General features: G+C 64.6%; 29 protein-coding genes and 1 tRNA gene. 14 read left to right on the forward strand and 16 right to left on the reverse strand.

Features of this window, described 5'->3' with window-relative positions:
- Positions 1 to 103: 103 nt before the first annotated feature.
- The 8 genes from K426_RS20310 to K426_RS20340 all read left to right on the forward strand — a co-directional run bounded on the left by K426_RS20310 (position 104) and on the right by K426_RS20340 (position 5,867).
- Positions 104 to 1,108: a MarR family transcriptional regulator gene (locus tag K426_RS20310; protein ID WP_082748730.1), complete on the forward strand. Its 1,005-nt coding sequence runs from the start codon at positions 104 to 106 to the stop codon at positions 1,106 to 1,108.
- A gap of 85 nt (positions 1,109 to 1,193) precedes the next feature.
- Positions 1,194 to 1,269 (forward strand) — tRNA-Val (locus tag K426_RS20315).
- Between the two features lie 86 nt (positions 1,270 to 1,355).
- Positions 1,356 to 1,529 (forward strand): hypothetical protein, encoded by a 174-nt coding sequence (locus K426_RS32215; RefSeq protein WP_169576168.1) that lies wholly within the window; start codon positions 1,356 to 1,358, stop codon positions 1,527 to 1,529.
- Between the two features lie 57 nt (positions 1,530 to 1,586).
- Positions 1,587 to 1,814, forward strand: coding sequence for a zinc-finger domain-containing protein (locus tag K426_RS20320; RefSeq protein ID WP_066560832.1), 228 nt, complete (start codon positions 1,587 to 1,589; stop codon positions 1,812 to 1,814).
- Between the two features lie 50 nt (positions 1,815 to 1,864).
- The gene (gene tldD, locus K426_RS20325; protein ID WP_066560833.1) at positions 1,865 to 3,307 is read left to right on the forward strand and encodes a metalloprotease TldD; all 1,443 of its coding nucleotides are present in this window, start codon (positions 1,865 to 1,867) and stop codon (positions 3,305 to 3,307) included.
- A 54-nt stretch (positions 3,308 to 3,361) separates the two neighbouring features.
- On the forward strand, positions 3,362 to 3,937 hold the full coding sequence (locus K426_RS20330) for a DUF924 family protein (protein WP_066560835.1): 576 nt from the start codon (positions 3,362 to 3,364) through the stop codon (positions 3,935 to 3,937).
- Positions 3,938 to 4,090: 153 nt separating this feature from the next.
- A complete protein-coding gene (locus K426_RS20335; RefSeq protein ID WP_013847864.1) occupies positions 4,091 to 4,429 on the forward strand; it encodes a P-II family nitrogen regulator in 339 nt (112 codons plus the stop codon).
- Positions 4,430 to 4,442: 13 nt separating this feature from the next.
- Positions 4,443 to 5,867 (forward strand): ammonium transporter, encoded by a 1,425-nt coding sequence (locus K426_RS20340; RefSeq protein ID WP_066560837.1) that lies wholly within the window; start codon positions 4,443 to 4,445, stop codon positions 5,865 to 5,867.
- Positions 5,868 to 5,974: 107 nt separating this feature from the next.
- Here K426_RS20340 and K426_RS20345 read toward each other — a convergent pair whose 3' ends face one another.
- From K426_RS20345 to crtY, 4 genes are all read right to left on the reverse strand, one after another.
- Entirely contained in the window at positions 5,975 to 6,934 is a 960-nt protein-coding gene (locus tag K426_RS20345) for a phytoene/squalene synthase family protein (RefSeq protein ID WP_066560838.1), read from the reverse strand.
- Positions 6,935 to 7,014: 80 nt separating this feature from the next.
- Positions 7,015 to 7,596, reverse strand: coding sequence for a TIGR00730 family Rossman fold protein (locus tag K426_RS20350; protein WP_066560840.1), 582 nt, complete (start codon positions 7,594 to 7,596; stop codon positions 7,015 to 7,017).
- A gap of 11 nt (positions 7,597 to 7,607) precedes the next feature.
- Positions 7,608 to 9,092, reverse strand: a complete 1,485-nt coding sequence (locus tag K426_RS20355) for a phytoene desaturase (RefSeq protein ID WP_066560843.1) — start codon at positions 9,090 to 9,092, stop codon at positions 7,608 to 7,610.
- A 13-nt stretch (positions 9,093 to 9,105) separates the two neighbouring features.
- On the reverse strand, positions 9,106 to 10,266 hold the full coding sequence (gene crtY / locus K426_RS20360) for a lycopene beta-cyclase CrtY (protein WP_066560844.1): 1,161 nt from the start codon (positions 10,264 to 10,266) through the stop codon (positions 9,106 to 9,108).
- A 75-nt stretch (positions 10,267 to 10,341) separates the two neighbouring features.
- On the opposite strand from crtY, the gene K426_RS20365 reads away from it, so the two are divergent.
- The 3 genes from K426_RS20365 to K426_RS20375 all read left to right on the forward strand — a co-directional run bounded on the left by K426_RS20365 (position 10,342) and on the right by K426_RS20375 (position 12,086).
- Positions 10,342 to 10,614 (forward strand): metal/formaldehyde-sensitive transcriptional repressor, encoded by a 273-nt coding sequence (locus K426_RS20365; protein ID WP_066560846.1) that lies wholly within the window; start codon positions 10,342 to 10,344, stop codon positions 10,612 to 10,614.
- Positions 10,611 to 11,600: a CDF family Co(II)/Ni(II) efflux transporter DmeF gene (gene dmeF / locus K426_RS20370; RefSeq protein WP_066560848.1), complete on the forward strand. Its 990-nt coding sequence runs from the start codon at positions 10,611 to 10,613 to the stop codon at positions 11,598 to 11,600. Before K426_RS20365 ends, dmeF begins: the two co-directional genes overlap by 4 nt.
- A 234-nt stretch (positions 11,601 to 11,834) precedes the next feature.
- Positions 11,835 to 12,086, forward strand: coding sequence for a hypothetical protein (locus tag K426_RS20375; RefSeq protein ID WP_145907441.1), 252 nt, complete (start codon positions 11,835 to 11,837; stop codon positions 12,084 to 12,086).
- A gap of 268 nt (positions 12,087 to 12,354) precedes the next feature.
- Here the strand turns inward: K426_RS20375 and K426_RS20380 are convergent, their stop codons facing one another.
- The 4 genes from K426_RS20380 to K426_RS20395 all read right to left on the reverse strand — a co-directional run bounded on the left by K426_RS20380 (position 12,355) and on the right by K426_RS20395 (position 16,206).
- On the reverse strand, positions 12,355 to 13,539 hold the full coding sequence (locus K426_RS20380; protein ID WP_066560859.1) for an NAD(P)/FAD-dependent oxidoreductase: 1,185 nt from the start codon (positions 13,537 to 13,539) through the stop codon (positions 12,355 to 12,357).
- Positions 13,539 to 13,967: a TIGR01244 family sulfur transferase gene (locus K426_RS20385; protein ID WP_066560861.1), complete on the reverse strand. Its 429-nt coding sequence runs from the start codon at positions 13,965 to 13,967 to the stop codon at positions 13,539 to 13,541. The genes K426_RS20380 and K426_RS20385 overlap by 1 nt, the downstream gene beginning before the upstream one ends.
- A gap of 98 nt (positions 13,968 to 14,065) precedes the next feature.
- Positions 14,066 to 15,838: a DNA helicase RecQ gene (gene recQ / locus K426_RS20390; protein WP_066560863.1), complete on the reverse strand. Its 1,773-nt coding sequence runs from the start codon at positions 15,836 to 15,838 to the stop codon at positions 14,066 to 14,068.
- Between the two features lie 53 nt (positions 15,839 to 15,891).
- Positions 15,892 to 16,206 carry a hypothetical protein gene (locus K426_RS20395; RefSeq protein ID WP_066560866.1) on the reverse strand — a complete coding sequence of 105 codons (315 nt, stop codon included), beginning with the start codon at positions 16,204 to 16,206 and terminating at the stop codon, positions 15,892 to 15,894.
- Between the two features lie 38 nt (positions 16,207 to 16,244).
- Here K426_RS20395 and K426_RS20400 point away from each other — a divergent pair, with 38 nt between their 5' ends.
- Positions 16,245 to 17,366: a serine hydrolase domain-containing protein gene (locus tag K426_RS20400; protein ID WP_066560867.1), complete on the forward strand. Its 1,122-nt coding sequence runs from the start codon at positions 16,245 to 16,247 to the stop codon at positions 17,364 to 17,366.
- Positions 17,367 to 17,424: 58 nt separating this feature from the next.
- On the opposite strand, the gene K426_RS20405 is transcribed toward K426_RS20400, so the two are convergent.
- From K426_RS20405 to K426_RS20430, 6 genes are all read right to left on the reverse strand, one after another.
- Positions 17,425 to 18,213 (reverse strand): PhzF family phenazine biosynthesis protein, encoded by a 789-nt coding sequence (locus K426_RS20405; RefSeq protein ID WP_066560869.1) that lies wholly within the window; start codon positions 18,211 to 18,213, stop codon positions 17,425 to 17,427.
- Positions 18,214 to 18,567: 354 nt separating this feature from the next.
- On the reverse strand, positions 18,568 to 19,644 hold the full coding sequence (gene aroC / locus K426_RS20410) for a chorismate synthase (RefSeq protein ID WP_066560872.1): 1,077 nt from the start codon (positions 19,642 to 19,644) through the stop codon (positions 18,568 to 18,570).
- Positions 19,644 to 20,000 (reverse strand): IS66 family transposase, encoded by a 357-nt coding sequence (locus K426_RS20415; protein ID WP_140404597.1) that lies wholly within the window; start codon positions 19,998 to 20,000, stop codon positions 19,644 to 19,646. Before K426_RS20415 ends, aroC begins: the two co-directional genes overlap by 1 nt.
- A gap of 17 nt (positions 20,001 to 20,017) precedes the next feature.
- Positions 20,018 to 20,824: an enoyl-ACP reductase FabI gene (gene fabI / locus K426_RS20420; RefSeq protein ID WP_066560878.1), complete on the reverse strand. Its 807-nt coding sequence runs from the start codon at positions 20,822 to 20,824 to the stop codon at positions 20,018 to 20,020.
- Entirely contained in the window at positions 20,821 to 21,792 is a 972-nt protein-coding gene (locus K426_RS20425) for a YihY/virulence factor BrkB family protein (protein ID WP_066560885.1), read from the reverse strand. The genes fabI and K426_RS20425 overlap by 4 nt, the downstream gene beginning before the upstream one ends.
- Positions 21,793 to 21,806: 14 nt before the next feature.
- Positions 21,807 to 22,751 (reverse strand): DnaJ C-terminal domain-containing protein, encoded by a 945-nt coding sequence (locus K426_RS20430; RefSeq protein WP_066560888.1) that lies wholly within the window; start codon positions 22,749 to 22,751, stop codon positions 21,807 to 21,809.
- 125 nt (positions 22,752 to 22,876) lie between these two features.
- On the opposite strand from K426_RS20430, the gene pdxH reads away from it, so the two are divergent.
- A complete protein-coding gene (gene pdxH, locus K426_RS20435; RefSeq protein ID WP_066560891.1) occupies positions 22,877 to 23,452 on the forward strand; it encodes a pyridoxamine 5'-phosphate oxidase in 576 nt (191 codons plus the stop codon).
- Positions 23,453 to 23,623: 171 nt separating this feature from the next.
- On the forward strand, positions 23,624 to 24,955 hold the full coding sequence (locus K426_RS20440) for a dicarboxylate/amino acid:cation symporter (protein ID WP_066560898.1): 1,332 nt from the start codon (positions 23,624 to 23,626) through the stop codon (positions 24,953 to 24,955).
- Between the two features lie 187 nt (positions 24,956 to 25,142).
- Here K426_RS20440 and K426_RS20445 read toward each other — a convergent pair whose 3' ends face one another.
- Both K426_RS20445 and K426_RS20450 read right to left on the reverse strand, forming a co-directional pair.
- Entirely contained in the window at positions 25,143 to 25,709 is a 567-nt protein-coding gene (locus K426_RS20445) for an NADPH-dependent FMN reductase (RefSeq protein ID WP_066560900.1), read from the reverse strand.
- A gap of 113 nt (positions 25,710 to 25,822) precedes the next feature.
- A complete protein-coding gene (locus K426_RS20450; RefSeq protein ID WP_066560902.1) occupies positions 25,823 to 26,707 on the reverse strand; it encodes an aldose 1-epimerase family protein in 885 nt (294 codons plus the stop codon).
- Between the last annotated feature and the right edge of the window lie 17 nt (positions 26,708 to 26,724).

Below are 26,724 nucleotides of genomic sequence, written 5' to 3' on the forward strand. Positions count from 1 at the left end.
GATGGACGCAATGGGCGGCACGAATCTCCATAATGGAGAATGGTCTGGCTGCGTAACGACGGCATTGCGATAAGCTGGAACAAACAGGACGGAGATTTTCGGCGTGGGTTTGGATCATGATGAGATCGGTTTCGGCGCATCCCTGGACCAACCCTTTGGCGCGCGGGATGAGCGGCCGGGACTGCTGATCCTGGCGAATGACATCTATCTGGACGATGCCGCGCTGCTGAGCCGGGCCGCGGGCCTTCGCCTGCTGGGCACGGTGCCGCTGGACCAGGCATCGACCCGGCTGGATGTGCAGATCGGCTGCGACATCATCCTGTGCTTCTGCCCGTCGCCCGATGCGATGATCGAGCGGCTGCTGGTGCAGATCGAGACATTGGCGTTGCAGAACGACATGCCGGTCATCCTGGTGGCTGATATGGAAACTGTCGACCTTGCTTATGCCTGCCTGCGCAGCGACCGGACGCAATTGCTTTGCAGGCCGGGCCATACGGACCTGGCCGCCGCCCTTCTGGCCGCCGCCCGCCAGACGCCGTCCGGATCCTTCCACGAAGCCAACCGGGACAATGAGGGTCTGCGGTTGCAGCAATTGAGCGATGAGGTGAGCCGCCTCGCCCGCACGCTGGAGGCGCTGACGCTTCGCCCCCGTCATGCGACGCCGTCCTTCGACCTGGGCCCGCGCATATCGGATGAGCCCAACGACTATATCGGCATGCCGTCGCTGGAGCCGATCGGCAGCGCCGCCAAATCCGCCGACGCCGCGAGCGTGGATGCGGCGCAGGTGCGCGACCTGCTGCGGGCGCGGCGGCTGCGCGACGATTTCCTGCCCGCCGATCTGTTCGCGGACCCCGCCTGGGACATGCTGCTGGACCTGCTGGCGGCGCGGCTGGAGCATGAGCGCGTGTCCGTGTCCAGCCTGTGCATCGCGTCGGCGGTGCCGCCGACCACCGCGCTGCGCTGGATACGGACGCTGACCGAACAGGGCTTTGTCGACCGTCAGGCCGATCCGCATGACGGGCGCCGCGTCTTCATCGCGCTTGCCGATCACACTGCCGAAGCGTTGAGCCGCTGGTTCACCGCCAGCCGCCGTTTCCTGTGTGCATGACGAATATGCCGTCATCCCCGCTTGACCCGCGCCCCGATTGCCGTAGATAGGCGCGCACCGGACGCCTGCGGTCAGGACGGGCATCGGGCGATTAGCTCAGTTGGTAGAGCGTCTCGTTTACACCGAGAATGTCGGCGGTTCGAGCCCGTCATCGCCCACCATGCCTTCCCCGGAGAAATCTGTTCCCGCTTGGGGCGCAATGGCGTAGGGTTCCGGCACCGGAACGCTTTGGTGAGGCAGTTGCATCATGTCTCTCACGCTTCTCTTTGCTGGAACGATAGCGCCCTTTCTGCTGATGGTGTCGCCGGTTTCGCTGGCCGTCACCCGCGATTGCCTGGATTGGAACGCGCCAGCCAAGGCGGTGGACATCGCTGCGGAAAAGCCCTGCCCGAAAAGGAAGCCGCCCTTCCTGCTCATGTAAGGCTCCTTTCGCCACGGATATTGCGGCGCAACGCCAGCGCTGCTAATCGGTGCCGCCATGATCCAGCCGCCTGAAATCATCCGAGTCACCAAGTCCCGCGTCTCCTGCGACGGTTCGGGCGACATTCCCGCAGCGCTCGGCCATCCGCGCGTCTTCCTTGAGATCGATGAGCATGGCTATATCGATTGCGGCTATTGCGACCGCCGGTTCGTGCTGATCGGCAGCGCCGCCGACACGCCGGAAATCGCCGGGTTGCCGGATATTTCCTCGGGCGCCAGCCTTTAAGCCTACGATTTTGATTGGGCTCGCGCCATGCCGCTCCTATATCGGACGGCATGACCGACGCTGCTCCCCAGTTCACTGATGCCCGTGGCCTGCTCTATCGCCCGGGCCTGCTCGATCCCGATGGCGCCCGCCGCCTGACCGCCGAAGCGCTGAAAAGCTGCGACGATGGCGAACTGTACCTGCAATATCGGGCGAGCGAGAGCTTCGGCTTTGATGATGGACGGCTGAAGACCGCCGATTATTCCACCGATGCGGGCTTTGGCCTGCGCGGCGTGTCGGGCGAGATGACCGGCTTCGCCCATGCCAACGACATCAGCGAAGCCGCGATCCGCCGCGCTGCCGAGACGCTGACCTTGCTCGATCCCGCCAAGGGCCAGCCCGCCCCGCCGCCGCAACACACCAACCGTCATCTCTACACCGACGTCAATCCGCTGGAGATCGTGCCCTTTGCCGAGAAGGTGACGCTCTGCGCCGCGATCGACGCCGCTGCCCGCGCCCGCGATCCGCGCGTCGCGCAGGTGTCGGTGAGCCTGGCAGGAAGCTGGTCGGTGGTCGAGATCGTACGCGCCGACGGCTTCACCGCGACCGACATCCGCCCGCTGGTGCGGCTCAACGTCTCCGTCATCCTGGAGGAAAATGGCCGCCGCGAGACGGGCGTGTTCGGGATTGGCGGGCGCTATCTCTATGATGAGGTGATGGACCCTGCGATCTGGAACCGGGCGATTGACGAGGCGCTGGCGCAGGCGCGGGTCAATCTGCGCTCGGTCGCGGCGCCGGCGGGCGAGATGACCGTGCTGCTCGGACCGGGCTGGCCGGGCGTGCTGGTGCACGAGGCGATCGGCCATGGCCTTGAAGGCGACTTCAATCGCAAAGGGACCAGCGCTTTCTCGGGCCGTGTCGGTGAGCGGGTCGCAGCGCCGGGCGTTACCGTGGTCGATGACGGGTCGATCCTGAGCCGGCGCGGCTCGCTCTCCATCGATGACGAGGGAACGCCGACGAAGGAAAATGTGCTGATCGAGGACGGCATTTTGAAGGGCTATATGCAGGATCGTCTGAACGCCCGGCTGATGGGCGTGGAGCCGACCGGCAACGGCCGCCGCGAAAGCTATGCCCATGCGCCGATGCCGCGCATGACCAACACCTTCATCAAGGGCGGCAATGACGATCCGGAAGAGCTGCTTTCCCGCATGAAGTCGGGCATTTTCGCGAAAAGCTTCGGCGGCGGGCAGGTCGACATCGTGTCGGGCAAGTTCGTCTTTTCCTGCACCGAAGCCTATAAGGTCGAAAATGGCAAGCTGGGCGAGCCGATCAAGGGTGCGACGCTGATCGGTGACGGGCCGACGGCGCTTACCAAGGTGATCGGCATCGGCAATGACTGGGCGCTGGACGAAGGGATAGGCATGTGCGGCAAGGCCGGACAGAGCGTGCCCGCGGGCGTGGGCCAGCCGACCCTGCTGATGGAGGGCCTCACTGTCGGCGGCACGGCGACCTGAGGCATCAACGCCACGGACGGAGGAACCAGCGTCACGGTCCGTCTTTATCCTTTCATGAACATGTTGACCGACAGCCATGATGCAGTGACTGCCGACTGGGCGGCCGCTTTGCTGGATTTCTGGTTCAATCAGATAGGCGAGCAGGGTTGGTGGAGTCATGATCCGGCGTTCGATAAAATCTGCCAGGCAAGGTTTCGCGCCTTATGGGAAGAAAAGCGGCAATTGCCCGCCGAGGAATTTCTGGAGCGCGCCGATGACGCGCTGGCGGCGGTGCTGCTGTTCGACCAGTTGCCGCGCAATATGTTCCGGGGTTCGCCGGCCGCCTTCGCCACCGATCCGCTGGCGCGCGATGTGGCACGCGGGGCCATCGCCCATGGCTATGACATTCAGATCGGCGGAGCCGGGCGGTTGTTCTTCTACATGCCGTTCCAGCACAGCGAGGCGCTGGACGATCAGAAATTGTCGATCAGCCTGTTCGAGGGAGCGGGCGATGCCCGGTCCCTAGCGTTCGCGCAGGAACATTATGCCACGATCGAGCGCTTCGGCCGCTTTCCGCATCGCAACGCCCTGCTGGGACGTCCAACCTTGCCCGAAGAGGCCGAGGCGGCGGCACGGGGCGCAGGCTGGTAAAGCTGCCCAATTTTTAGGCAGGCGGGCCTATATGCCTGTTTTTTTGGCGGCGCGTTCTAAGCCGCCGCATGAAAACCCCGCATTAACGCGCCTTTAAGAAACTGGCACGCCTCTTGCTGAGTATGTCGCCGCACACCAGTAACAGGGGGCGACATGAAACTTGTCATGGCTATCATCAAGCCGTTCAAGCTTGACGATGTCCGCGAGGCACTTTCCTCGCTTGGCATCGCCGGCATGACGGTGAGCGAAGTGAAGGGCTTCGGCCGCCAGAAGGGGCAGACCGAAATCTATCGCGGCGCCGAATATTCGACCAACATGGTTCCGAAGATCAAGATCGAGGTGGTCTGCGACGACGACCTTGCGCCGCGCGTCGTGGAAGCCACGCAGGCGGCCGCCAATTCGGGCGCCATCGGTGATGGCAAGATCTTCGTCCTCGATGTCGAGCAGGCGGTGCGCATCCGTACCGGCGAGACCGGCGAAACCGCACTGTAAGAAGGGGGAATTGATGACCTTTTCCAAGAAGCTTTGCGGCGTGATGGGGGCAGTCGGCCTGTCCCTGCTCGCAGCCGCACCGGCGCTGGCCGCGCCGATCAAGGGGCCAGACGCCGCCGCCATGGCCGCTATGGTCAACAAGGGCGACGTCGCCTGGATGCTCGTCTCGGCCGCTCTGGTCCTGATGATGTCGGTTCCCGGCCTCGCCCTGTTCTACGGCGGCCTGGTCCGCACCAAGAACATGCTGAGCATCCTGATGCAGGTGTTCATGATCGTCTCCGTCGCCGGCCTGGTCTGGTGCTGCTGGGGCTATTCGATGGCCTTCACCTCGGGCGGATCGAACCCGTTCTTCGGCGGCCTTTCCAAGGCTTTCCTGATGGGCGTCGACGGCACGACCTATGGCGCGACGTTCAGCAACAACGTCTATCTGCCCGAATTCGTGTTCGTGGTCTTCCAGATGACCTTCGCCATGATCACCCCGGCGCTGATCGTCGGCGCCTTTGCGGAGCGCGTGAAATTCTCTTCGCTGATCGTGTTCGTCGTGCTGTGGCTGACCGTGATCTATTTCCCGATGGCCCACATGGTCTGGTATTGGGCTGGCCCGGACTTCCTGGTTGATGCGCCTACCGACTACGGCCTGCTCTGGGGCTGGGGCGCGCTCGACTTCGCGGGCGGCACCGTGGTGCACATCAACGCCGGTATCGCCGGTCTGGTGGGCGCGCTGATGATCGGCAAGCGCGTCGGCTTCCCCAAGGAACCCATGCCGCCGCACTCGCTGACCATGACCATGATCGGCGCAAGCCTGCTGTGGGTCGGCTGGTTCGGCTTCAACGCCGGCTCCAACCTGGAAGCCAATGCCGTCACCGGCGTCGCCTTCATCAACACCATGGTCGCCACCTGCGCGGCGGCGGTGAGCTGGTCGCTGGTCGAACAGGTCCACCATGGCAAGGCTTCGCTGCTGGGCGCGGTCACGGGCGCCGTGGCCGGTCTGGTCGCGATCACCCCGGCTGCGGGCTTCGCGGCTCCGATGACCTCGATCGCGCTCGGCTTCGTCGTCTCCCCGATCTGCTACATCTTCGTGGCGTTCGTGAAGGGCAAGGTCGGCTATGACGACAGTCTGGACGTGTTCGGCGTGCACTGCATCGGCGGGATCGTCGGCGCCATCGGCACCGGCATCGTCGCGGCTCCCTCGCTGGGCGGTCAGGGCGTGTTCGACTACACGGTCTTCCCGGCGGCCTTCCATCCGGAAGCCTACAGCATCCCGGCCCAGGTCTGGATCCAGGTCAAGGCGGTGGTCTTCACCCTGCTCTTCTCCGGCATCGGCAGCGCGATCCTCTACTTCATCATCGACAAGACCCTGGGTCTGCGTCCGAGCAAGGAAGCCGAAATGGAAGGTCTCGACCTCTCCAGCCACGGCGAACGCGCTTACAACTATTAAGCTTCGGCAGGGCGGGCCGGAAAGAACGGCCCGCCCGCCTCACGATGTTCCTCCTGCGAACATGCCTCGGGACCGGTACGCAAGTATCGGTCCCTTTTTTTTGCCTGTCAGCTTCGGGGGCGGGTCCAGAGCGTGGCCGAACGAAGCGTCGCGGCAGGCCAGCGGTGGGCACGGCCTGGAACCTGGAGACCCGCGCGCAGCACCCAGCCCAGCTTGTCGCTCTTTGGGGTGGTGACACGGTGGTCCCAGGCATGTTCGCCCCGGCGGGCGACTTGGCGGGCGATATCGCCATAAATGCCGGCGGCGGCGAGGACTGCCCAGGCGGAACGGGGGGGCAAGGCTCCGGTGCCGTGGCGGGCGCTTTCCTCATAGGCGGCGGCCATGTCGGCCAGGCGGCGGGCAAGGATCGCCAGGCGCGGGCGGACCCAGGGCTTCATATGCTCACCGGGCGGGATGTCCATTTCGACCAGCCATTCTTCCGGCAGGTAGCAGCGGTCGCCGGCTTCATCCTCGCTGATGTCGCGGGCGATATTGGCGAGCTGAAAGGCCAGACCCAGGTCGCAGGCGCGGTCGAGCGTGGCTTCATCGCCGGGGTCGACGCCCATCAGGATCGCCATCATGCAACCGACTGTGCCCGCAACATGATAGCAATAGCGCAGCATGTCCGCCTCGCTGCGGGGGCGCCATTCGCGGGCGTCGAGGGCAAAGCCTTCGATCAGGTCATGGGCGTAGCGCTCCGGGATCGCGCATTCGCGCATGACGAGGCCGAAGCCGTCGAAGGCTGGATCGCCGGTGGGATCGCCCCGGAGGGCTGTGCTGGTGAGGACGCGGATGGTGGAAAGGCGGGCCTGACCGTCCGCGACCCCGCGCATCGTGCCACCATGGTCCTGGCCGTCGGCTATGTCGTCGCATTTGCGGCACCAGGCGTAGAGCAGCCAGGCCCGCTCCCGGGTCTGGCGGTCGAACAGCTTCGAGGCGAGCGCGAAGGATTTGGAGCCGCGAGCGATGCTCTCGCGGGCTTGAGCAACGAGGGTGGAGCGGTCAGGAAGAGAGGTGAGAGGAGGCATGTTCTGGACATGCCCTCCCCCGACCCTCGCGTCGAGTCACTTGCCTCACCGCGACGCAAGCAGGAGGGGAGGGAAAAAAGTCAGAGACGTCCAGCCTTCATAGCGAAGATCGTCTCATGCGGTTGATAGGCTCCCATCTTGTCCAGCAGCGCTTCGATCGCATCGGCATGGATCAGGATATGGGCATGTTGGGCACGGATGAAACCCGCGCCGACCATATGCTGGTTGAAGGCGATAAGTTGGTCATAGAAGCCCGCGACGTTGAGCAGGCCGACCGGCTTTTGGTGATAACCAAGCTGCGCCCAACTGATCGCTTCCCACAATTCGTCCATCGTGCCGACGCCGCCCGGCAGGGTGACGAAACCATCGGACAGGTCGGTGAAGAGCTGTTTGCGCTGGTGCATGGTCTGGACGACGTGCAGTTCGGTGCAGCCGCGATGGGCGACTTCGGCCCCCACCAGCGCTTCGGGAATAACGCCGATGACTTCGCCACCCGCTTCCAGCGCGGCGTCAGCCACTGCGCCCATCAGGCCGAGGCGGCCGCCGCCATAGACGACGCCGATGCCGCGCCGGGCAAGGACGCGCCCGACATGGCGGGCGGCCTCGACATAGATGGGATCAGCGGGGTTAGCCGAGCCGCAATAGACAGCCAGTCTCTTCATAAATCCTTCGCTTATTGAGCCAGATCTTCCAGCATCAGCGCGGCCGTCGCCTTGGCGCTGCCGACCACGCCGGGGATGCCTGCGCCCGGATGCGTGCCCGCCCCCACCAGATAGAGGTTGGGAATGACGTCGTCGCGATTATGCGCGCGGAACCAGGCGCTTTGGGTGAGCAGCGGCTCCAGGCTGAAGGCGCTGCCGAGATGCGCCGACAGGTCGTGGCGAAAATCAGGCGGCGCATAGTGGAATTGCGTGACGATGCGCGAGCGGATGTCGGGGATCAGGCGGTGCTGGATCTCGTCGAGGATACGTTCAGCATAGACCGGCGCGAACCGTTCCCAGTCGATCGGCAGCTTGCCCAGATGCGGCACTGGCGCAAGCGCGTAGAAGGTCGAATGGCCCTCCGGTGCCATGCTTGGGTCAGTGACGGTCGGGTGGTGCAGATAGAGCGAGAAATCCTGCGGCAGCACGCCATAATCGTAAATGTCGGTCAACAGCCCTTCATAGCGCGGGCCGAACAGGATCATATGGTGCGGGATACCCGGCCAGCTTCCCTTGATGCCGAAATGCAGGACAAACAGGCTGGGCGACCAGCGCTTGCGGGCGAGCTTTTCCGCCTGTTTCTGCCCACGCGGATGGTGGCCGATCAGGTCGCGATAGCTGTGCATCAGGTCGGCATTGGAGGCAACGGCGTCCGCCTCCCCCCGCCAACCCGAAACGGTGCGCACGGCGACGGCGCGGTCGCCATAGGTTTCGATCTGCACCACCGGATCGGCCAGGCGCAGCGTGCCGCCCAAGCGCTCGAAATGCGTCGCCATCCCCTGGACGAGGCGATTGGTGCCTCCTCGAGCGAACCAGACGCCGCCATCCTTCTCCAGCTTGTGGATCAGCGCGTAGATCGAACTGGTCTGCATCGGATTGCCGCCGACCAGCAGCGTGTGGAAGGAGAGCGCCTGACGCAGCTTCTCATTCTTCACATGGGAGGAAACGACCGAATAGACCGATCGCCACGCCTGATGCTTCATCAGCGCGGGTGCGGCCCGGACCATGGAGGCGAAGTCGAGAAAGGCGACCGAACCAAGCTTGCGATAGCCCTCCTCATACACGCCGTCGGCATAGTCGAGGAAGCTTTCATAGCCTGCGATATCTTCGGGATTGAGCTTGGCGATCTGGGCGCGGAGCGCGGTTTCGTCGTTGGAATAGTCGAAATTGGTGCCGTCACGCCAGTTGAGCCGATAGAAAGGCGAGACGGGGACGAGGCTGACATCCTCCGCCATGTCATGGCCGGAAAGGCGCCAAAGCTCGCCCAGGCAATCGGGATCGGTGATGACGGTCGGCCCGGCGTCGAAGACGAAGCCGTCCTTTTCCCACATATAGGCCCGACCGCCCGGCCGGTCCCGCGCTTCGACCAGCGTGGTATCGATTCCGGCGGATTGCAGGCGGATGGCGAGCGCAAGGCCACCAAAGCCCGCGCCGATGACGATCGCTTTCCGGTTCATCGGAGCCTGTGCATCAGGCGGGAGGGTTCAGCAATGCTCGCATGGCGTCCCTTATGGGCACCGGGGGCCGCCCGCACAAGATGCGGATGCGATCCCCGAGCGTGGAGCGCCCCGCATAAAATCGACCGATCAGGGAAGGGCCAAGCCGATAGAAACGCTCGAAGATGCGCCAGCGTTGCCCGGGCCGGGCCGCGCCGAACAGCATGCGGCCGAGCAGCCGGTAATAGCGCCCCTGCCGCCAATGGATGGCGGCCCATTCACGCGTCACATGCGCCAGCAGGCGCCCCTCCATCGGCCATTCGTCCGCCAGGCGCAGCGCGAAGCGCACCGCATCGGGCAGGGAATAGCCGGTCATGGGCTGGAACATGGCCGCCTTCACCCCCAGCCGCGCCACAGGGTCCGCCTCCGGCCAGAAGCGGTCGAAATCGCCGCCATGGACGACCGGCAAGACGCCGTTCTCGCTGTGGATGACCGCCTCGACCTGCCAGCCCTGCGCCTGCGCATAGGCGGCGATCCGGGCATCGAGCGCGGGCCCGTCAACGTCCGGGGTGTCGCTATAATAGGTATCCTCGACGAAGAGGGTTTGCTCATCCCAGGGCAGCAGATAGACGAAGCGATAGCCGTCCAACTGCTCGACGGTGGCGTCCATGATGACCGGGCAGGCAAGGCCGTGCGGGGCATGCAGGCGCAGGGTCTGGCCGACGAACTTCTGCCAGCCGCAGCGCAGGACGGAAAGATCGCCCCCGCCCCTGGCGTCGAGCACCGCCTTGGCGCAGATGATGCTGCCGTCGGACAAGGCGACGGTGGTGGGCGTCAGTTCAGCGGCCTGTGCGCCGGTCAGGACGGCATCGCCAAGAACTTCGCGGACATGGGCGTCGAGCCGTGCCGATGTGATGCTGTTATAAGGCATGGCAAGCCGACGGCTGTGACCAGGGAAGCGAACCTCATAGCCTTCGGGCCAACGATGGGCGATCAGGGGCTCGACAAGCCAGCGATCCCCGGCATCCACATCGCTGTCGAAAAAGGACCAGATATGATTGCCGCCCAGCGTGTCGCCGCTTTCCAGCAGCAGGAGGGAGACATCGGGATGGCGCGCGGCGAAGGCGAGCGCGGTCAGGCTGCCGGCAAGGCCACCGCCCACTATCGCCAGGTCGCAATCGGTCATGGTCGCCATCGCACCCTTGTTAGGGGGTACGCGGGGAAATGCACGGATTGATTTCCGGTAGAATATAGGATAGAGGGGTACCCTATGCATATCATAGCGGATCGGGACAAGCTGCTGGCGCGGGTGCGGCGCATCGCCGGGCAGATCGGCGCCGTCGAACGGCAATTGTCGGGCGATGCGGGCTGTTCGGAAACGCTGCAACTTGTCGCCTCCGTCCGGGGGGCCGTGGGCAGCCTGATGGAAGAACTGATCGAGCAGCATATGCGGGAACATGTCGCCCGCCCAGGCATCAGCGATGAAACGCGACAGGCCGCGGCAGAGGAAATGCTGGCGTTGATCCGGCGTTACGGGAAATGAGCATGCATGACGATCACCGCCATGGCGGCCATCACCATCATGAAGGTCATGACCACGCGCATGACGTCCCGGTGGCCAATATGGAAGATGGCGAGGAAAGCCATTATTTCGACCATATCTACCTGGCCCATGGGCATGACGAAAATGCCCGCAAGACGATGTGGGTGGTGTGGCTGACCGCGGCGACCATGGTGGTCGAAATCGTCTTCGGCTGGCTGACCGGGTCGATGGCCTTGCTGGCCGACGGCTTCCACATGGCGACCCATGCGGGCGCGCTGGCGGTGGCGGCCGCCGCCTATGGCTATGCCCGGCGGCATGCGCGCAATCCGCGCTACACCTTCGGGACCGGCAAGGTCGGGGATTTGTCCGGCTTCGCCTCCGCGCTGATCCTGGCCTTCACCGCTTTGTTCATCGCCGTCGAATCGACCATGCGCTTTTTCGAGCCGGTGAAGGTGGCCTTTGGCGAGGCGACGCTGGTCGCGGTGATCGGCCTGATCATCAACCTGATCAGCGCGTTTCTGCTGGGGCACGATCATAGCCATGACCATGGCCATTCCCACGATCATGATCACAAACCGGGCCATGCCGACAATAATCTTCGCGCCGCCTATGTGCATGTGCTGACCGATGCGCTGACGTCGGTGCTGGCGATCGTGGCCTTGCTGGCCGGACGCTATATGGGCTGGTGGTGGCTCGACCCTGCCGTGGGCCTGCTGGGCGCGGTGGTCATTGCCCGCTGGGCCTGGGGGCTGATGCAGGATACCGCCGCGATCCTGCTCGACACGGCCGAACCGGCGCTGATGGCGCGGATCAAGAGACTGGCCGAGGCGGAAGGGGCGACCATCCACGACCTGCACGTCTGGCGCATCGGGCCGCATGCCCATGCCGCGATCATCAGCCTGGCCCCCGGCGCCGATGTCGCCGCCGTGCGCCGTCAGGTCCACGCCTTGCCGCGCATGGAGCATGTGACGGTGGAGTGCGGATAGGAAGCGCGCCCGACACCCTTACCCCGAAGAGGTAATCCCTAAGGGTTAGGATGCCGAAACTACCGGACACACAGAGAATTTCCTGCGATAGCGGGTTGGGAATGGCTTGACTCGACTCAGGCAGCCATCCAATTTCCCCTACGGAAACAAAGAAAATACCGTCGGAGAGGAGGCCTTATGCCTGTTGCGAAGCCCTTTGCGGGAAGGATTTTCCACGCCCTCCTGATGGAATGTTTGGCCGAACAGCGACGGCCCACCGACGATGAGGTGGACTCGGTCGCTTCCAAGATCTGGCAGGACAGCCATGGATCGATGACCGGGCAGGACTGGCGCGATGTGGCCAAGGGAAGTGATGCGCACCGGCAGATGATCAACGCAGCCCTGATGGCCCTCGGCGCGGCTCCGTCGGCGCGGATGTCGACCCTTTCGAGCGGAAAGCAACGCCGTGAAGAATCCTGTTCGAGAATATTCTCCGTAGCATCTTGAAACGGAAAAAGACTTTCCTATTTCGTTCTTGTCCCGGCTCTCCTCCCCCCTTCCGCCGGGACATCCCTCTTTGTGGCCCCGGCGTCCCCTTGCGCCGGGGCTTTTTTTGGGTGAGCCGGTTTCGCTAGGGCCAATCGACATTCAGATGATGACGTGCCGAAAATGGTGGTTTTTCGTGACCCGGAGCGCAGCGTACTAAAAGTACGTGAGCACCGGAAGCACGGAAAAGCGCCATTTGCAGGCCGTCAGGGCTGAATGTCGATTGGCCCTAAATAAACTGGCCCGCCACCCAGCCGCTTGCCCATGCCCATTGGAAATTATACCCGCCCAGCCAGCCGGTGACGTCGACCGCTTCGCCTATGGCGTAAAGGCCCGGGAGGTGCCGCGCCTCCATCGTCTGCGAAGACAATCCGGCGGTTGAGATGCCCCCGATGGTGACTTCCGCCTTGGCGAAGCCTTCCGTGCCATTGGGGGTGAAGGACCAGGCCGAGAGGCGGCGTTCGGCGTCCTGGAGCTTGCGGTCCGGGATATTGCCGAGATCGCCGGGAAGCGCGAGCCGCTCCGCCAGGGCATCGGCCAGGCGATCGGGCAGGTGACCGCGCAAGGATTGCGTCACCGTGGCGCGGGGTTTGCTCCGCTTCACCTCCGTCAACCAGCCTTGCGGCCGGTCGGGCAGGAAGTCGAGGGTGATGGCTTCCCCATGCCGCCAATAGGAGGAAATCTGCAGAATCGCCGGGCCGGACAGGCCTCGATGGGTGAGCAGCGCGGCTTCGCGGAAGGCGGTCTTCCCATGGCGGGCGATGACTTCGGTCGACACCCCTGAAAGCGAGCGGAAAAGCAGGTCTTCGCCGCCCAGGGTCAAGGGGACGAGCGCCGGTCGGGGTTCGACGACCTTCAACCCAAATTGGCGGGCAAGGTCGTAGGCGAAGGCCGTCGCGCCGATCTTCGGTATGGAAGGGCCGCCGGTGGCGATGACGAGTGCGGGGGCCGTGGCGGTGCTGTCGCCATGGGTGACGCTGTAACGGCCGTCGGCGTGGGTGACGGAGGAAATGGCTTGGTCGAGCCGGATCGCGACGCCGCCCGCTTCGCATTCGGCCAGCAGCATGGCGACGATCTGGCGCGCGCTTTGGTCGCAGAAAAGCTGGCCCAGCGTCTTTTCATGCCAGGCGATGCCATGGCGTTCGACAAGCGTGAGGAAATCCTGCGCGGTGTAACGGCCCAGCGCCGATTTGGCGAAATGAGGATTGGCCGACAGATAGCGGTCGGGCGCGGTGTGGATATTGGTGAAGTTGCAGCGGCCGCCGCCGGAAATCAGGATTTTCTTTCCCGGCTGGTCGGCATGGTCGATGACGAGGACACGCTTGCCCCGCTGGCCCGCCATGGCCGCGCACATGAGGCCGGCGCCGCCAGCGCCCAGGACGATGGCGTCATAGGTTTCCGGTGTTGCGGGCATCAACCGGCGGCGAGCGCGTCCATGATCTGGCGGACCGGCGCGACGTCATAGCCAGCCGACGCGGCCTGTTCGGTGAGGGCGGCGGGGTGATCGCCTGCCTGGGCGCGGGTCAGCGCCCAGAGCAGGGTGCTGCGCGTGCCGGAACGGCAATAGGCCAGCACCTTGCCTTCGCCCGCCTGTTCGAGCGCGGCGGCCATGCCGTCGAGCTGCCAGGGGGCGAAGCCGCCATGGGCGACCGGGACGGCGGCGTAGGCGATTCCGGCGGCCTTGGCGGCGGCTTCGATTTCCGCGCCGTTGGTCTGGCCCGGTTCCTCGTCGTCGGGGCGGTTGTTGACGATCATCGTCACGCCCAGCGCCTTGGCCTCCGCCACCTGATCGACGCTTATCTGCGGGGCAACGTAGAGATTAGGCGTGAGCTGGCGGAACATGGGCGGGACTCCTTCTTCGGACGTGCCATGCTCCTAAGAAGCGAGCGTTTCAAGGGATAAGGCTGTAAAATGCCATGCTCCTATCCCTTGCTTTCCGGTCAAAGATAAGACCGGATCGCGGCGAGAAAAGCGTCGCCATAGGCGTCCAGCTTGCGCTGGCCCACGCCGCTGATGTGGCCCAGTTCGGTGAGCGTGGTGGGCCGCTGCTCCGCCATTTCGCGCAGGGTCGAATCGTGGAAGACGACATAGGGCGGCACGCCCGCTTCCTGCGCCAGTTCGCGACGGCAGGCGCGCAGGGCGTCGAACAGCGGGTCGCCCACGGGGTTCTCGGCACTGCCGTTGCGGGCGTTCTTGCGGCGGCGTTCCTTGCGGGGCGGAAGGACGAGGCTGACCTCTTCCTCGCCGCGCAGGATCGGGCGGGCATTGGGACCGAATTCCAGGCCGCCATGTTCGTTCGTCTGGAGCGCATCGCGAACCAACAGCGCGCGGGAGACGGGACGGAGCAGCGCCGTCTCCTCGCCGTCGACGATGCCATAGACCGAGATCTTGTCATGGCCGCGCTCGCGAATCTTGTCGCTGACGGCACCGGTCAGCACCTGCTCGATATGGCCGACACCGAAGCTCTGGCCGGTGCGATAGACGGCGGACAGGAATTTGCGGGCGGTCTGGGTCGCGTCGATGCTGGGCGGCGGATTGAGGCAATTGTCGCAATTGCCGCAGCCCGGCGGAGGATTCTCGCCAAAATGGCGGAGCAATATGGCGCGGCGGCAGGTGCCGGTTTCGACCAGCCCGCCCAGCGCCGTGATGCGGACGCGCTCGCCCTGCTGGCGGAGAGGGTGGAGTTCCCCAATCCTTTGCCGGGCGCGCGCGAAATCGTCGGCGCCCCAGAAAAGATGCGCTTCGGCGGGTTCGCCGTCGCGGCCTGCGCGGCCGGATTCCTGATAATAGCCTTCGATCGACTTGGGCAGCGCCGCATGGGCGACGAAGCGGACGTCGGGCTTGTCGATACCCATGCCGAAGGCGATGGTCGCGATCATCACCATATCCTCGCTGGCGATGAAGGCGGCCTGATTGGCGGCGCGGAGCTGGGGCTCCAGCCCGGCATGATAGGCGCGGGTCGGGCGGCCCGTCTTGGCGAGAGTCTCGGCCAGTTTCTCGGTCGCGGCACGGGTGGGCGCATAGACGATGCCGGGGCCGGTCCGGCTGGCGATCAGGTCGGAGAGCTGGCGTGGCAAACCGTCGCGGGGGTGGACGGCGTAGCGGATGTTCGGACGGTCGAAGCCCGCGATGATCAGGCCGTCGCGGGGGATTCCCAATTGGACCAGGATATCGTCGCGGGTGTGATGGTCGGCGGTGGCGGTGAGCGCAAGGCGCGGGACATCCGGAAATTCATCCAGCAACGGACGCAGCAGGCGATAGTCTGGGCGGAAATCATGGCCCCATTCGGAGACGCAATGGGCCTCGTCTATGGCGAAGAGAGCGATTTTGGCGCTGCGCAGGAGGTTGCGAAACCCCTCCCCGCTGGCGCGTTCGGGCGCGACATAGAGCAGGTCGAGATCGCCATTGCGCAGCCGGTCCTGCGTCTCGCGCCAGTCGGCGTCGACGCTGGTGAGGCTGGCGGCGCGGATGCCGACTGCCTGCGCGGCGCGAAGCTGGTCGTGCATCAGCGCGATCAAGGGGGACACGACGACGCAGCAGCCGTCGAGCGCGACGGCAGGAAGCTGGTAGCAGAGCGACTTGCCCGCGCCGGTCGGCATGATCGCGAGCGTCGGCTGGCCCGCCATGATGCGGCTGACCACCTGTTCCTGCACGCCCCTGAAGCCGGGAAAACCGAAAACGTCGTGGAGGAGGGTCGGGATGTCGGGACGCATGCGGGATGGCTCTAGCGGCTCAATCGGCAGAGGGCCAGCCCAAGGGTCTGAGTCTAGGGCTCCAGCAAACAGCCCCAGCCCTGGCGATAACGCGCCGTACGGGAGGCAAGCAGGGGAACCGCCGCGTTGACCGATTGCGATTCAGGCAAGTCCTTCAACGACACGGCCCACATGCCGGGTTCCTTGTCGCCCTTGCAGCTCTCCATCGAGCGGCCCTCGACATAGCGGCAGGAGCAGGTGACACGCGCGCCGAAGCCCGCGCCGACCTGGGCATGGGCGCGCAGGTCGCTCCAGTTCCACGCAAACAGCGCCAGCGGCAACAGGGCCACCGCCAAAGCCCCATAAATCCATTTCCGGCGACCGGACATACTCCCCTTTCCCGCGCTCCGTGCTAAGGCCGCGGCTTATGAGGCTTGAGCGGGAAAGCGTAAAGCGCCTTGGCGCGATTGGCGGCATGTTGGCCGCACTGGCGGTGGCCGGCCTGTGGACCGTGCGCGCCGCCGGGCCAGAGCCGGTCGTCCACATAGCAGGCGATTCGGATGTGGATGCGGCGGCGCTGGGTGCAGCCATCGATCCGCTGTTCGACGATTCGGTTGGCGAGACGCGGGCATTGGTCGTCATGCACGATGGGGAGATCGTGGCCGAGCGCTATGCGCCGGGCTATGGGCCGCAGACCCGGCTGCCGTCCTGGTCCACCGCCAAGAGCGTGACGGCGGTGCTGATCGGGCTGATGGTGTCCGACGGGCGGCTGGCGCTCGATTCGCCGGTGCCGGTGGCGGCCTGGGGCCAGCCGGGCGATCCAAGGGGACGAATCACCCTGCGGCAGTTGCTGGCCATGACCTCCGGCCTGGATCATGTCGAGGATGCGGAGCCGGTGGCGCAGGCCGATACGGTGCGGATGCTGTTCACCGACGGCGCGCAGGATATGGGCGCCTTTGCGGAGGCCAAGCCGCTCGCCCATGCGCCGGGGTCGGTCTTCTCCTATTCGACCGGCAGCACGATCATCCTCACCGACCTGATGGCGCGGATGCTGACCAACAGCGCCGACCCCGATGCGCGGCGGCGGGCGATGCAGATGTTCATCGACGGGCGGCTGAAGATTCCGGCGCGCCTCGACAGCCTGACCGTCGAATATGATGCGGCGGGCACGATGATCGGAGGCAGCTTCATGCATATGACGGCGCGGGATTATGCGCGCTTCGGGGAGCTGCTGCGCAACCATGGGCGCGGGGTGGTGGGGCACCAGATCGTGCCGGAAAAGTGGATCGACTTTATGCGCGCGCCATCGCCGCGCAATGCGGCTTATGGGGCGCATCTGTGGCTCAACCGGGATAGCGAGGAAAGCGCGCTGATGCCGGGGCGGGCGCCGCGGAGCCTGTTCGGCTGCGTGGGGCATGATGGGCAATATATTCTTGTGTCGCCTTCGCAGCGCCTGACCGTGGTGCGGCTGGGCATGTCGCCCGGCAAAGAGCAGCGCGATGCCCTGAAGGCGGGGCTGGCGAAGCTAGTCGGACTTTATTCGCGTTGAAGGTGGAGCTTCCGTCCGTCATCCCAGCTTTCGCTGGGATCTCGTGATTGCAGCCACGCTAAAGCAGGAAATTGCCCTCTATCACCGTCCGGCAAGCCCCGGTCAGGATCACCCGGTTGCCGGACAGGCGGCAGGTCAGGCGACCACCGCGCCTGGACGCCTGAAATGCGGTAAGCCCGCTCTTGTCGAGGCGCTTGACCCAATAAGGTGTGAGCAGGCAATGGGCCGAGCCGGTGACGGGATCCTCGTCTATGCCCGCGCCGGGCGCGAAGACCCGGCTGATGATGTCGCTGTCCTCGCTGGGCGCGGTGGCGATGAGGAGGATGTCTCCCGCCTGCTTGAGCGCAGCGAAATCGGGTTGCAGCGCCCGGATCGCAGCGGCGTCGCTATAGACGAAGATCGCATAGCCGCCCTCCCGCCAATGGGTTTCGAGGACATCGCCACCCATGGCCATGGCAAGGTCCGGCAACGGCTTGGGCTCGGTCGTCCAGGCGGGGAGCGAGAGCGCATAGCCGTCGCGGTCGCGCGATACGGTGAGCACCCCCGCATGAGTCGTGCGGAAACGCACGGCGGTGCGGCCGCCCATCAGCACATGGCCGCTCGCCAGCGTGGCGTGGCCGCAAAGCTTGACCTCCACGGCGGGGGTGAACCAGCGCAGCGCGTAATCTGCATCCGGATCATCAGGCGTGGGCATGGTGAAGGCGGTTTCGGAAAGATTGTTTTCCGCCGCGATCGCCTGAAGCGTGTCGTCGTCCAGCCATCGACCGAGCGGCATGACAGCAGCCGGATTGCCGGTGAAGGGGGCGCCGGCAAAAGCGTCGACCTGGATGAAAGGCAGGCTGGTCACGGGCGATCCTTTGGCATTTTCCCGTCATCATGCCGTTGCGATCGGCGCCGGGACAGGGCCGATCGGGCGGAACTGGTCTTGAGTGCCGTGCATGCGCAGACCCATCCGCCCGCAATCGAAAAACGAAATGGGCCAGCCATGCAAGATGGCTGGCCCGTGTTCGCGGCTGAAGGGGACGTTTTGACCGTCAATCCATGCTGAACCCGAAGGTTGCAGAGGAATGGCGCTCCCCAGGCTTACGCACTGCCGCTCGCCCTCCCGCGGGCGATCCATGCCGGGGATGTTACCGTAGATTGGGCGAGTCGTCTCGCGGGAATCGCGCCTTTGCCCGAATTATGGCTCCATTCGACGCGTTCAGTCCTCGCCGCACTGGGCCCGGTGAAGGAGTTTCTGGTCCGCCAGCACCAGCGCCATCATCGCTTCAACCACCGGCACGCCGCGAATGCCGACGCAGGGGTCATGGCGGCCCTTGGTGATGATGTCCGACGCACCCCCTTCGCGGGTGACGGTTTCGACCGGGATCAGGATCGAGCTGGTAGGCTTGAAGGCGATGCGAATCTTGACGGGTTGCCCCGTTGAGATGCCGCCCGCAATGCCGCCCGCATGATTGGCGAGGAAGACCGGATTGCCGTCATTGCCCGGCCGCATCGGATCGGCATTCTGCTCCCCGCGCAGGCGGGCGGCGGCGAAACCGTCACCGATCTCCACACCCTTGACCGCATTGATGCTCATCATCGCGGCGGCGAGTTCGCTGTCGAGCTTGGCATAGAGCGGCGCGCCCCAACCAGCCGGCACGCCGCTGGCGATGCATTCGACCACCGCGCCGAGCGACGAGCCGTCCTTGCGGGCGTCATCGACCAGTTTCTCCCAGCGCTTGGCCGCTTCCGGATCGGGGCAGAAAAAGGGGTTGTTGTCGATCTCGCTCGCGTCAAAGCGGGCAAGGTCGATGGCGTCGCCGCCGATCTCGCTGACATAGGCGAAGATGTCGACATCAGGGATGACGAGCCGGGCGACCGCGCCCGCCGCCACGCGGCTGGCCGTCTCCCGGGCCGAGGAACGCCCGCCGCCGCGATAGTCGCGAAAACCATATTTGGCGTCATAGGCATAGTCGGCATGGCCGGGACGATAGGCCTTGGCGACCTCCGAATAATCCTTGGACCGCTGGTCGGTATTCTCGATCATCAGGCTGATCGGGGTGCCGGTGGTCTTGCCTTCGAACACGCCGGAGAGAATGCGCACCTCGTCCGGTTCGCGGCGCTGGGTGGTGAATTTCGACGTGCCCGGTTTGCGCTTGTCGAGGAAAGGCTGGATGTCGGCTTCGGACAGAGGCAGGCCCGGAGGGCAGCCGTCGACCATCGCGCCAATGGCGGGACCGTGGGATTCGCCCCAGGTCGAGAAGCGGAAGACGCGGCCGAAGCTGTTAAACGACATCAGCCTGGATCCTTTTTGATCTTCAAACGCTCAGCGAGCGCTGCACAGGCGGCAGCCTCTCCATCACAGCGGAAGTCCGTCGTGATCTCGAGACCATCGGTTCCATAATGATAATCATAGCAGGCAATGGCCGGATGCGCCTTGTCCTTTGCGGAGGTCGCCATCCAGATACGGGTCCGGGGCATCGGGATGGACCGCTCATCCAGATTATAGATCCGCAGGCCGGCCTCATCCATGCGCACCATGGATCGCTTCGCCACCGCATCATCCAGTGCCTGGGAAAAGAGCTGGAGAGATATGGCTTCACGCCCGCATAGCGAAACGGGAGCATCCGGCTGAGCAACCGTCATTGCCATGGAGATGAGCAATGGACTCATTTGTCCAGTGCGATGTCGGGCGCATCCTCGGCCTTCATACCGATGACATTGTAGCCCGCATCGACATGGTGGACTTCGCCGGTCACGCCCGATGCCAGATCGGACAGCAGGTACAGGCCCGCGCCGCCCACATCCTCGATCGTCACATTGCGGCGGAGCGGGCTGTTCAGCTCGTTCCACTTCATGATGTAGCGGAAATCCCCGATGCCGCTGGCCGCCAGAGTCTTGATCGGGCCGGCAGAGATGGCGTTGACGCGGATATTTTCCGGACCCAGGTCCATCGCCAGATATTTGACGCTGGTTTCCAGCGCCGCCTTGGCCACGCCCATGACGTTATAATGCGGGATGACCTTTTCCGCGCCATAATAGCTCAGCGTCAGCAGGCTGCCGCCCTCCGCCATCAGTTCGCGCGCGCGCTTGGCGACGGCGACGAAGCTGTAGGCCGAAATGTTCATCGTCAGCAGGAAATTTTCCAGGCTGGTGTCGACATATTTGCCGCGCAGCTCATTCTTGTCGGAAAAACCGATGGCGTGGACCACGAAATCCAGCTTGCCCCAGCGCGCCCTGACCTCGTCGAAGGCGCCATCGAGCTTTTCCATGTCCGACACGTCGCAGTCGATCAGGAAATCGGAACCCAGTTCTTCCGCCAGCGGCCTCACCCGCTTGGCGAGCGCCTCGCCCTGATAGGAGAAGGCCAGTTCCGCACCCTGCGCATGCAGCGCCTTCGAAATACCCCAGGCCAGCGACTTGTCATTCGCCAGCCCCATGATCAGACCGCGTTTTCCCGCCATCAAGCCTGTCATCTCGTCGTCCCATTCCCTTTGTCGACCTGCGCGGCGGCGGCGGCTTCCTCTTCCGGGAACTCCGCCAGCGCCGCATTCAATTCCGCGCCAATTACCACGCCAAGCCCGACAAGGAAGAAGAAAATGAGGGTGATCATCACGCCGGCCAGGCTGCCATAGGTCATGTCATAGCCGCCCAGTAGCGAAAGCGTGGCCGGCAGCAACAATGTGACGCCATACCACCACAGGGCCGTGGCGATGGCGCCGGGCCATTTGGGGAAGCGCGGATCCTTGTACAGGCTGGGAGTCAGCGAGACGTAGAGATAATAGAGCGCGACGCACAATATCGCCATCGGCACCAGCTTGGTGAAGGCGACGATCTGGATCGCCTCGTCGGCAAAGGGCAGGATCTGGTGCAGGAACTGGTCGATGCCGGTGATGATGACCTGCATCGAGAAGGCGAACATCACCGCGAAGACGCTGATCAGGGTGATGCCGATGGCGGTCAGCCGATAATGCCAGAAGGGCCGCGTGCTTTTCGTGCCATAGGCGCGGCGAAGGATATCGCGGATCGTCTCGATCAGGCTGCCGACCGTCCACAGCCCGACCAGCCCGCCCAACCAGAGCAATGGCCCCGTGCGCGCGTTCAGCACGTCGATGATCGGCTGGCGCACCACGTCGGCAACCCCCGGCGGCACGGTTGCCAGAAAGGCGCCGACCGCCGCCAGCCCGTCCTGCGAATGGCCGAAGATGCTCGCCACCGCCGCCGCCACGATGAAGAAGGGGAACAGCGTCATCAGCGAGAGATAGGCGAGGTTCCCGGCATGAATGAAACCGTCGCTATAGGTGCCGACGGCCACGCGCTTGGCGATTTCAAAGGCATGGCTGCCCGGCCGCACCCGATCGATATGGCGGTTGAAATGGGCGCGGGCTTCGTCGGCAAGCCGCTGGCGGCGGGATTCGGGGGAATAAGGCGAAGGCTGCGGCATCCCCCTCTAACACCCTAGACGCCGAGATGGGTCCGCACGGCGCGGCTGTCCTGCCAGCCTTCGACCAGCGCCTTGATCGCCGGATCGTCGGCGGGCACATCGATCAGCAAAGTGACGAGCTGGTCGCCGCGCTGGCCGCCGTTCTTGCCGGTAAACCCCTTGCCGCGCAGGCGCAGCGTCTTGCCGGAGGATGCGCCCGCAGGCACGCCCAGCATCACCGGGCCATCGACCGTGGGCACCTTGACCTTCGCCCCCTTCACCGCCTCGTCGAGCGTGATCGGCAGGTCCAGCAGCACATTGTCGCCGTCGCGGGTGAAGAAGGCGTGCGGCTTGACCTCGATCGTGACGATCGCGTCGCCCGCGCCGCCGGAGCCTTGCTGGCCCTTGCCGGAAAGCCGCATCTGCGTGCCCGTCTCGACCCCCGCGGGCAGTTTCAGGTCGATGGTCTTGCCGTCCTGAAGCGTGATCCGCTGCGGCGCGAGCGTGGCGGCGTCGACGAACTGGACGGCCAGGCGATAGGTGACGTTGGCGCCCTTTTGCGGCGGCGCCCCACGGCCAAAGCCGCCAAAGCCCCCGCCCCCTCCGCCCCGGCGTCCCGCGCCGCCACCGAACAGGCCTTCGAAAATATCCCCGAAATCCCCGCCGCCTTCCTGAAATTCGAAGCCGCCGCCCTGTCCCGGCCGGCCACGGAAGCCCCCTGCCCCCCCGCCGCCGAAGCCGAAGGGCGAGGTCGGATTGCCCTCCCCGTCAATCTCACCCCGGTCGAAGCGCGCGCGCTTGTCCTTGTCCGACAGCAGGTCATAGGCGCTGGTAACGGCGGAAAATTTCTCCGCCGCCTTAGGATTGTCCTTGTTCCGGTCGGGATGCAGTTCCTTGGCCAGCTTGCGATAGGCGGACTTGACCTCTGCCTCGCTCGCGCCGCGCGCGACGCCCAAAATGGAGTAGGGATCAGCAGCCATCGCCGTTCATGCATCCTTGTTCGAAGAAAAACCCGTTCGCATTCTATGTGGCGAAAGGCGCGGGATCGTTCAAGCGTGGTAAAGCCTTATCGACACGGCTTTATGAGGGGGGTACATCACCGCGCATGACCAATCCCTTCGACCTGTTCGATGCCTGGTATGTCGAGGCGCGCGAAACCGAGATCAACGACAGCAACGCCATGGCGCTCGCCACCGCCGACGCGCGCGGTCGGCCCTCGCTGCGGATGGTGCTGCTGAAGGGGCATGGACCCGACGGCTTCATCTTCTACACCAATTTCGAGGGGCGCAAGGCGGAGGAACTGCACGCCAATCCCCATGCGGCGCTGCTGTTCCACTGGAAGTCGTTGCGGCGGCAGGTCCGTATCGAAGGGTCGGTAGGTCCAGTGGACGACGCCACCGCCGACGCCTATTTCGCCACGCGCAGCCGCGACAGCCAATTGGGCGCCTGGGCGTCCGACCAGTCCCGCCCGCTGGAATCGCGCGATGTGTTCATGGCGCGGTATGAGGAAGTCAGCCTGCGGTTCGAAGGCGGGCCGGTGCCGCGTCCGCCCCACTGGTCGGGTTTCCGCGTTGCCCCCGAACGCATCGAATTCTGGCAGGATCGCGAACATCGCCTGCATGAGCGCCGCCTGTTCGAGCGGACCGCCGACGGCTGGCGCGAGGGGCTGCTCTACCCCTGAGGGCATGGATTTGGGCGCGGGATGGGCGCGGAATATGATCCTTCATTCGTTTAATGCGATGACGGCTCGGGGCGCCTCCGATTGCGGGCGCTGCGGGTGCCTGTTAGGTGTGGCAGCCTTGCAGGACAGACCATGAATGCGGCGCGCCCACGCGCCGGTTAAAGGAACGAGATGCGAAATCGACTGACGGCGTTCATCCTGACAGGCATGGTTCTGGGGGTGATCGTGGGCTTCGCCACCAATATCTGGGCGGGCGGCGACAAGAGCTTGGCCAAGGATGTGGCAGGCTATTATCATCTGCTGGCCGACATCTTCCTGCATCTGATCAAGATGATCATCGCGCCGCTGGTCTTTTCCACGCTGGTCGCGGGCATCGCCCATATGGGCGACAGCGCGGCGCTGGGGCGGATCGGCGGGCGCGCGCTTGCCTGGTTCATCATCGCCAGCCTGATCTCGCTGACCCTGGGCCTTATCTTCGTCAATTTCTTCGCGCCGGGCGAGGGACTCAACCTCGTGCGATCGGGCGCGGATGCGGGGGTCAATACCGAAGCGCTCAATTTCCAGGATTTCGTGCTGCATGTCTTCCCGACCTCCATGGTCGGGGCCATGGCGGAAAATTCGATCCTGCAGATCGTCGTCTTTTCCCTGTTCGTGGGCATCGCGCTGACCGCCATCGGGGAGAAGGGCAAGCCGATCATCACCGTGATCGAGGCGATGGTCGAACTGATGTTGCAGGTCACCGGCTATGTCATGCGCGTGGCTCCCTTCGCCGTGTTCGGAGCGCTCGCGTCGGTGGTGACGACCGAGGGTCTGGGCGTGCTCAAGACCTTCGGTGAGCTGGTGGGCGAATTCTACCTGTCGCTGATCGCGCTGTGGGTGCTGCTGTTCGCGGCGGGATCGATCTTCCTGGGCAAGCGGATGGTGAAGCTGATCCGCTATGTCCGCGAGCCGATATTGATCGCCTTCTCGACTGCCTCGTCGGAGGCGGCTTATCCCAAGATGCTGGAGCAGCTCGACCGCTTCGGCGTGCCGCGGCGGATCTACAGCTTCGTGCTGCCGCTGGGCTACAGCTTCAATCTGGACGGGTCGATGATGTATTCGACCTTCGCCACCATCTTCATCGCGCAGGCCTATGGCATCGACCTGCCGATCGCGACGCAGATCACGATCCTGCTGGTGCTGATGGTCACCAGCAAGGGCATCGCCGCCGTTCCCCGCGCTTCACTCGTCGTCGTGGCGGCGACGCTGGGGCAGTTCGACCTGCCGGTGGAGGGCGTGGCCTTCATTCTGGCCGTCGACCATTTCATGGACATGGGCCGCACCGCGACAAACGTGCTGGGCAATGCCATCGCCACCTCCGTCATCACCAAATGGGAAGGCATGCTGGAGGTCGAGGAACCGGAATATGTGGCCCATCCCAAGGCGCCGTCGCACACGCCCGCGCATGGCCGCGCCGGGCTGGAACTGGCGTCGGACATGGTGGAGGAAGAAAAGCGCAGCTAAGACGTCACGCCACTCCCCTTTAGGGCCAATCGACATTCAGATGATGACGTGCCGAAGATGGTGGTTTTTCGTGACCCTTGAAGCGAGTCACGTGCCTCGCTTCAATGCAGCGTACTAAAAGTAGGTGAGCACCGGAAGCTCGGAAAAGCGTCATTTGCAGGCCGTCAGGGCTGAATGTCGATTGGCCCTAAGGCTTCTTCACCGCCTCAGCCCAATAGACCAGGCTCCGGGCGAAACTGGCGAAGCCGCGTTCCAGCGCGGCGCCGCTTTCGCCATGGGGGCGGGCTTCGGCGTCCAGCGTATCCCCGATCTGGCCGACGCTGAGGCGCTCGGGGATGACGGTCATGCCCATGGCGTTCAGCGTCACCGTCCAGGCGGCGTGGCTGTTGACGCCGGCATAGCGGCCCATGGAATAGCTGGCGATGCCCGCGGGCCGGCGATCGAATTCCTTGAGGAAATGGTCGGTCAGGTTCTTGAGCCCCGGCTGGACGCCGCGATTATATTCGCCCGCGACGAAGACGAAGGCGTCCGCAGCCTTGAGGCGCTGCGAGAGCGCCGTCATGGCGGCGGGCGCTTCGCCGGGCGGATAGTCGCTGTAGCGCAGGTCGAGCATCGGCAGACCGATCGCCTTTGCGTCGATGAGTTCGGCTTTGTGATCCAGAGCCTGAAAGCCGTTGATCAGATAATCGGCCAGGCGGATGCCGAGGCGGCCCCGCCGATAGGAGCCGTAAAGGACGAGGATATCGAGCGCCATGGGAGACTCCCTTCCCTGAATGGGTGGAGGGAGTGTCTCACTGACGCTCGATGACGTCCAGTGAGTTGAAGTGGATCGTGCTCCTGCGGAGGCAGGATTACGAAATCCCCAATTCAGCGCTCGACCACCGTCACATCCATCCGGAATGCCCGCTCCGTCCCCGGCCTGAGCCGCATGATCCCCTGCTTTTCCCACACATCGCCGGAAAAGCCGACCGGATCGGCCATCCCCGCCCAGGGCTCAACGCAAAGATAATGCGCGCCCGGCCTCTGCCACAGCCCCAGCCAGGGCGTATCGGGAAAGTCGATCTTCAAACCCGTCCGCCCCGGCACGCCCCAAAACAGGCTGCGGCTCTCCAGCCGGTCCCAGATCAACGCGTCCGCCTCGAACATCGCATGGGTCGGCGCGAGCACATTCCCCTCCACCGGGGTCGCCACATTCTCCAGCGCAATCAGCCCCGGCTCCTCGCCCACTTTGCGGATCGGCGCGGGTTCGGCCTTCTCGAACAGCACCCGATGCTCTTCCACCGCGCCGCCATAGGGCAGCGGCCAGGCGAAGGCCGGATGATAGCCGAAGGAAAAGGGCATGTCGGCCTGACCCTCATTCGATATGATGGCGGCCATCCGCAGCGTCCAACCTTCGATCGCAAAGCGCATGTCCATCCGGAAATCGAAGGGATAGACCGCCCGCGTCTCCGCATCCGCCTCCAGCCGGAAGGTCACGGCATCGGCGCTCCGCTCCACCGCCGCAAAATTTCTCAGCCGCGCAAAGCCATGCTGCAGCATCGGGTAGTCCTGCCCCTCGAAACGATAAACGTCGCCTCGCGATCGCCCGACAAAGGGAAAGAGCAACGGCGCATGCCCCGCCCACCAGCGCGGATCGGCATCGGTCATCAACTCGCGCCCTTGGCTGTCCTTGAGCGACCAAAGCTCCGCGCCGAGGGGATGGACGCTGGCGCTCAGGCCGTCTGAACCGATGGTGATGAATTCGTCCGCCATGCGCCAAGAATCTCCCA

This window comes from Sphingobium sp. TKS, assembly GCF_001563265.1.
Lineage (GTDB): Bacteria > Pseudomonadota > Alphaproteobacteria > Sphingomonadales > Sphingomonadaceae > Sphingobium.

Bases quoted from the DNA above. Each gene is read 5' to 3' on its own strand.
- K426_RS20365 (WP_066560846.1), top strand. From the start codon at position 10,342: ATGCATATCATAGCGGATCGGGACAAGCTGCTGGCGCGGGTGCGGCGC.
- K426_RS32215 (WP_169576168.1), top strand. From the start codon at position 1,356: ATGTCTCTCACGCTTCTCTTTGCTGGAACGATAGCGCCCTTTCTGCTG.
- K426_RS20430 (WP_066560888.1), bottom strand. From the start codon at position 22,751: ATGGCTGCTGATCCCTACTCCATTTTGGGCGTCGCGCGCGGCGCGAGC.
- recQ (WP_066560863.1), bottom strand. From the start codon at position 15,838: ATGCGTCCCGACATCCCGACCCTCCTCCACGACGTTTTCGGTTTTCCC.
- K426_RS20340 (WP_066560837.1), top strand. From the start codon at position 4,443: ATGACCTTTTCCAAGAAGCTTTGCGGCGTGATGGGGGCAGTCGGCCTG.
- K426_RS20320 (WP_066560832.1), top strand. From the start codon at position 1,587: ATGATCCAGCCGCCTGAAATCATCCGAGTCACCAAGTCCCGCGTCTCC.
- K426_RS20345 (WP_066560838.1), bottom strand. From the start codon at position 6,934: ATGCCTCCTCTCACCTCTCTTCCTGACCGCTCCACCCTCGTTGCTCAA.
- K426_RS20335 (WP_013847864.1), top strand. From the start codon at position 4,091: ATGAAACTTGTCATGGCTATCATCAAGCCGTTCAAGCTTGACGATGTC.
- K426_RS20450 (WP_066560902.1), bottom strand. From the start codon at position 26,707: ATGGCGGACGAATTCATCACCATCGGTTCAGACGGCCTGAGCGCCAGC.
- tldD (WP_066560833.1), top strand. From the start codon at position 1,865: ATGACCGACGCTGCTCCCCAGTTCACTGATGCCCGTGGCCTGCTCTAT.
- K426_RS20440 (WP_066560898.1), top strand. From the start codon at position 23,624: ATGCGAAATCGACTGACGGCGTTCATCCTGACAGGCATGGTTCTGGGG.
- dmeF (WP_066560848.1), top strand. From the start codon at position 10,611: ATGAGCATGCATGACGATCACCGCCATGGCGGCCATCACCATCATGAA.
- K426_RS20425 (WP_066560885.1), bottom strand. From the start codon at position 21,792: ATGCCGCAGCCTTCGCCTTATTCCCCCGAATCCCGCCGCCAGCGGCTT.
- K426_RS20385 (WP_066560861.1), bottom strand. From the start codon at position 13,967: ATGTTCCGCCAGCTCACGCCTAATCTCTACGTTGCCCCGCAGATAAGC.
- K426_RS20395 (WP_066560866.1), bottom strand. From the start codon at position 16,206: ATGTCCGGTCGCCGGAAATGGATTTATGGGGCTTTGGCGGTGGCCCTG.
- K426_RS20400 (WP_066560867.1), top strand. From the start codon at position 16,245: ATGAGGCTTGAGCGGGAAAGCGTAAAGCGCCTTGGCGCGATTGGCGGC.
- K426_RS20350 (WP_066560840.1), bottom strand. From the start codon at position 7,596: ATGAAGAGACTGGCTGTCTATTGCGGCTCGGCTAACCCCGCTGATCCC.
- K426_RS20445 (WP_066560900.1), bottom strand. From the start codon at position 25,709: ATGGCGCTCGATATCCTCGTCCTTTACGGCTCCTATCGGCGGGGCCGC.
- K426_RS20415 (WP_140404597.1), bottom strand. From the start codon at position 20,000: ATGGCAATGACGGTTGCTCAGCCGGATGCTCCCGTTTCGCTATGCGGG.
- pdxH (WP_066560891.1), top strand. From the start codon at position 22,877: ATGACCAATCCCTTCGACCTGTTCGATGCCTGGTATGTCGAGGCGCGC.
- fabI (WP_066560878.1), bottom strand. From the start codon at position 20,824: ATGACAGGCTTGATGGCGGGAAAACGCGGTCTGATCATGGGGCTGGCG.
- aroC (WP_066560872.1), bottom strand. From the start codon at position 19,644: ATGTCGTTTAACAGCTTCGGCCGCGTCTTCCGCTTCTCGACCTGGGGC.
- crtY (WP_066560844.1), bottom strand. From the start codon at position 10,266: ATGGCGACCATGACCGATTGCGACCTGGCGATAGTGGGCGGTGGCCTT.
- K426_RS20355 (WP_066560843.1), bottom strand. From the start codon at position 9,092: ATGAACCGGAAAGCGATCGTCATCGGCGCGGGCTTTGGTGGCCTTGCG.
- K426_RS20330 (WP_066560835.1), top strand. From the start codon at position 3,362: ATGAACATGTTGACCGACAGCCATGATGCAGTGACTGCCGACTGGGCG.
- K426_RS20380 (WP_066560859.1), bottom strand. From the start codon at position 13,539: ATGCCCGCAACACCGGAAACCTATGACGCCATCGTCCTGGGCGCTGGC.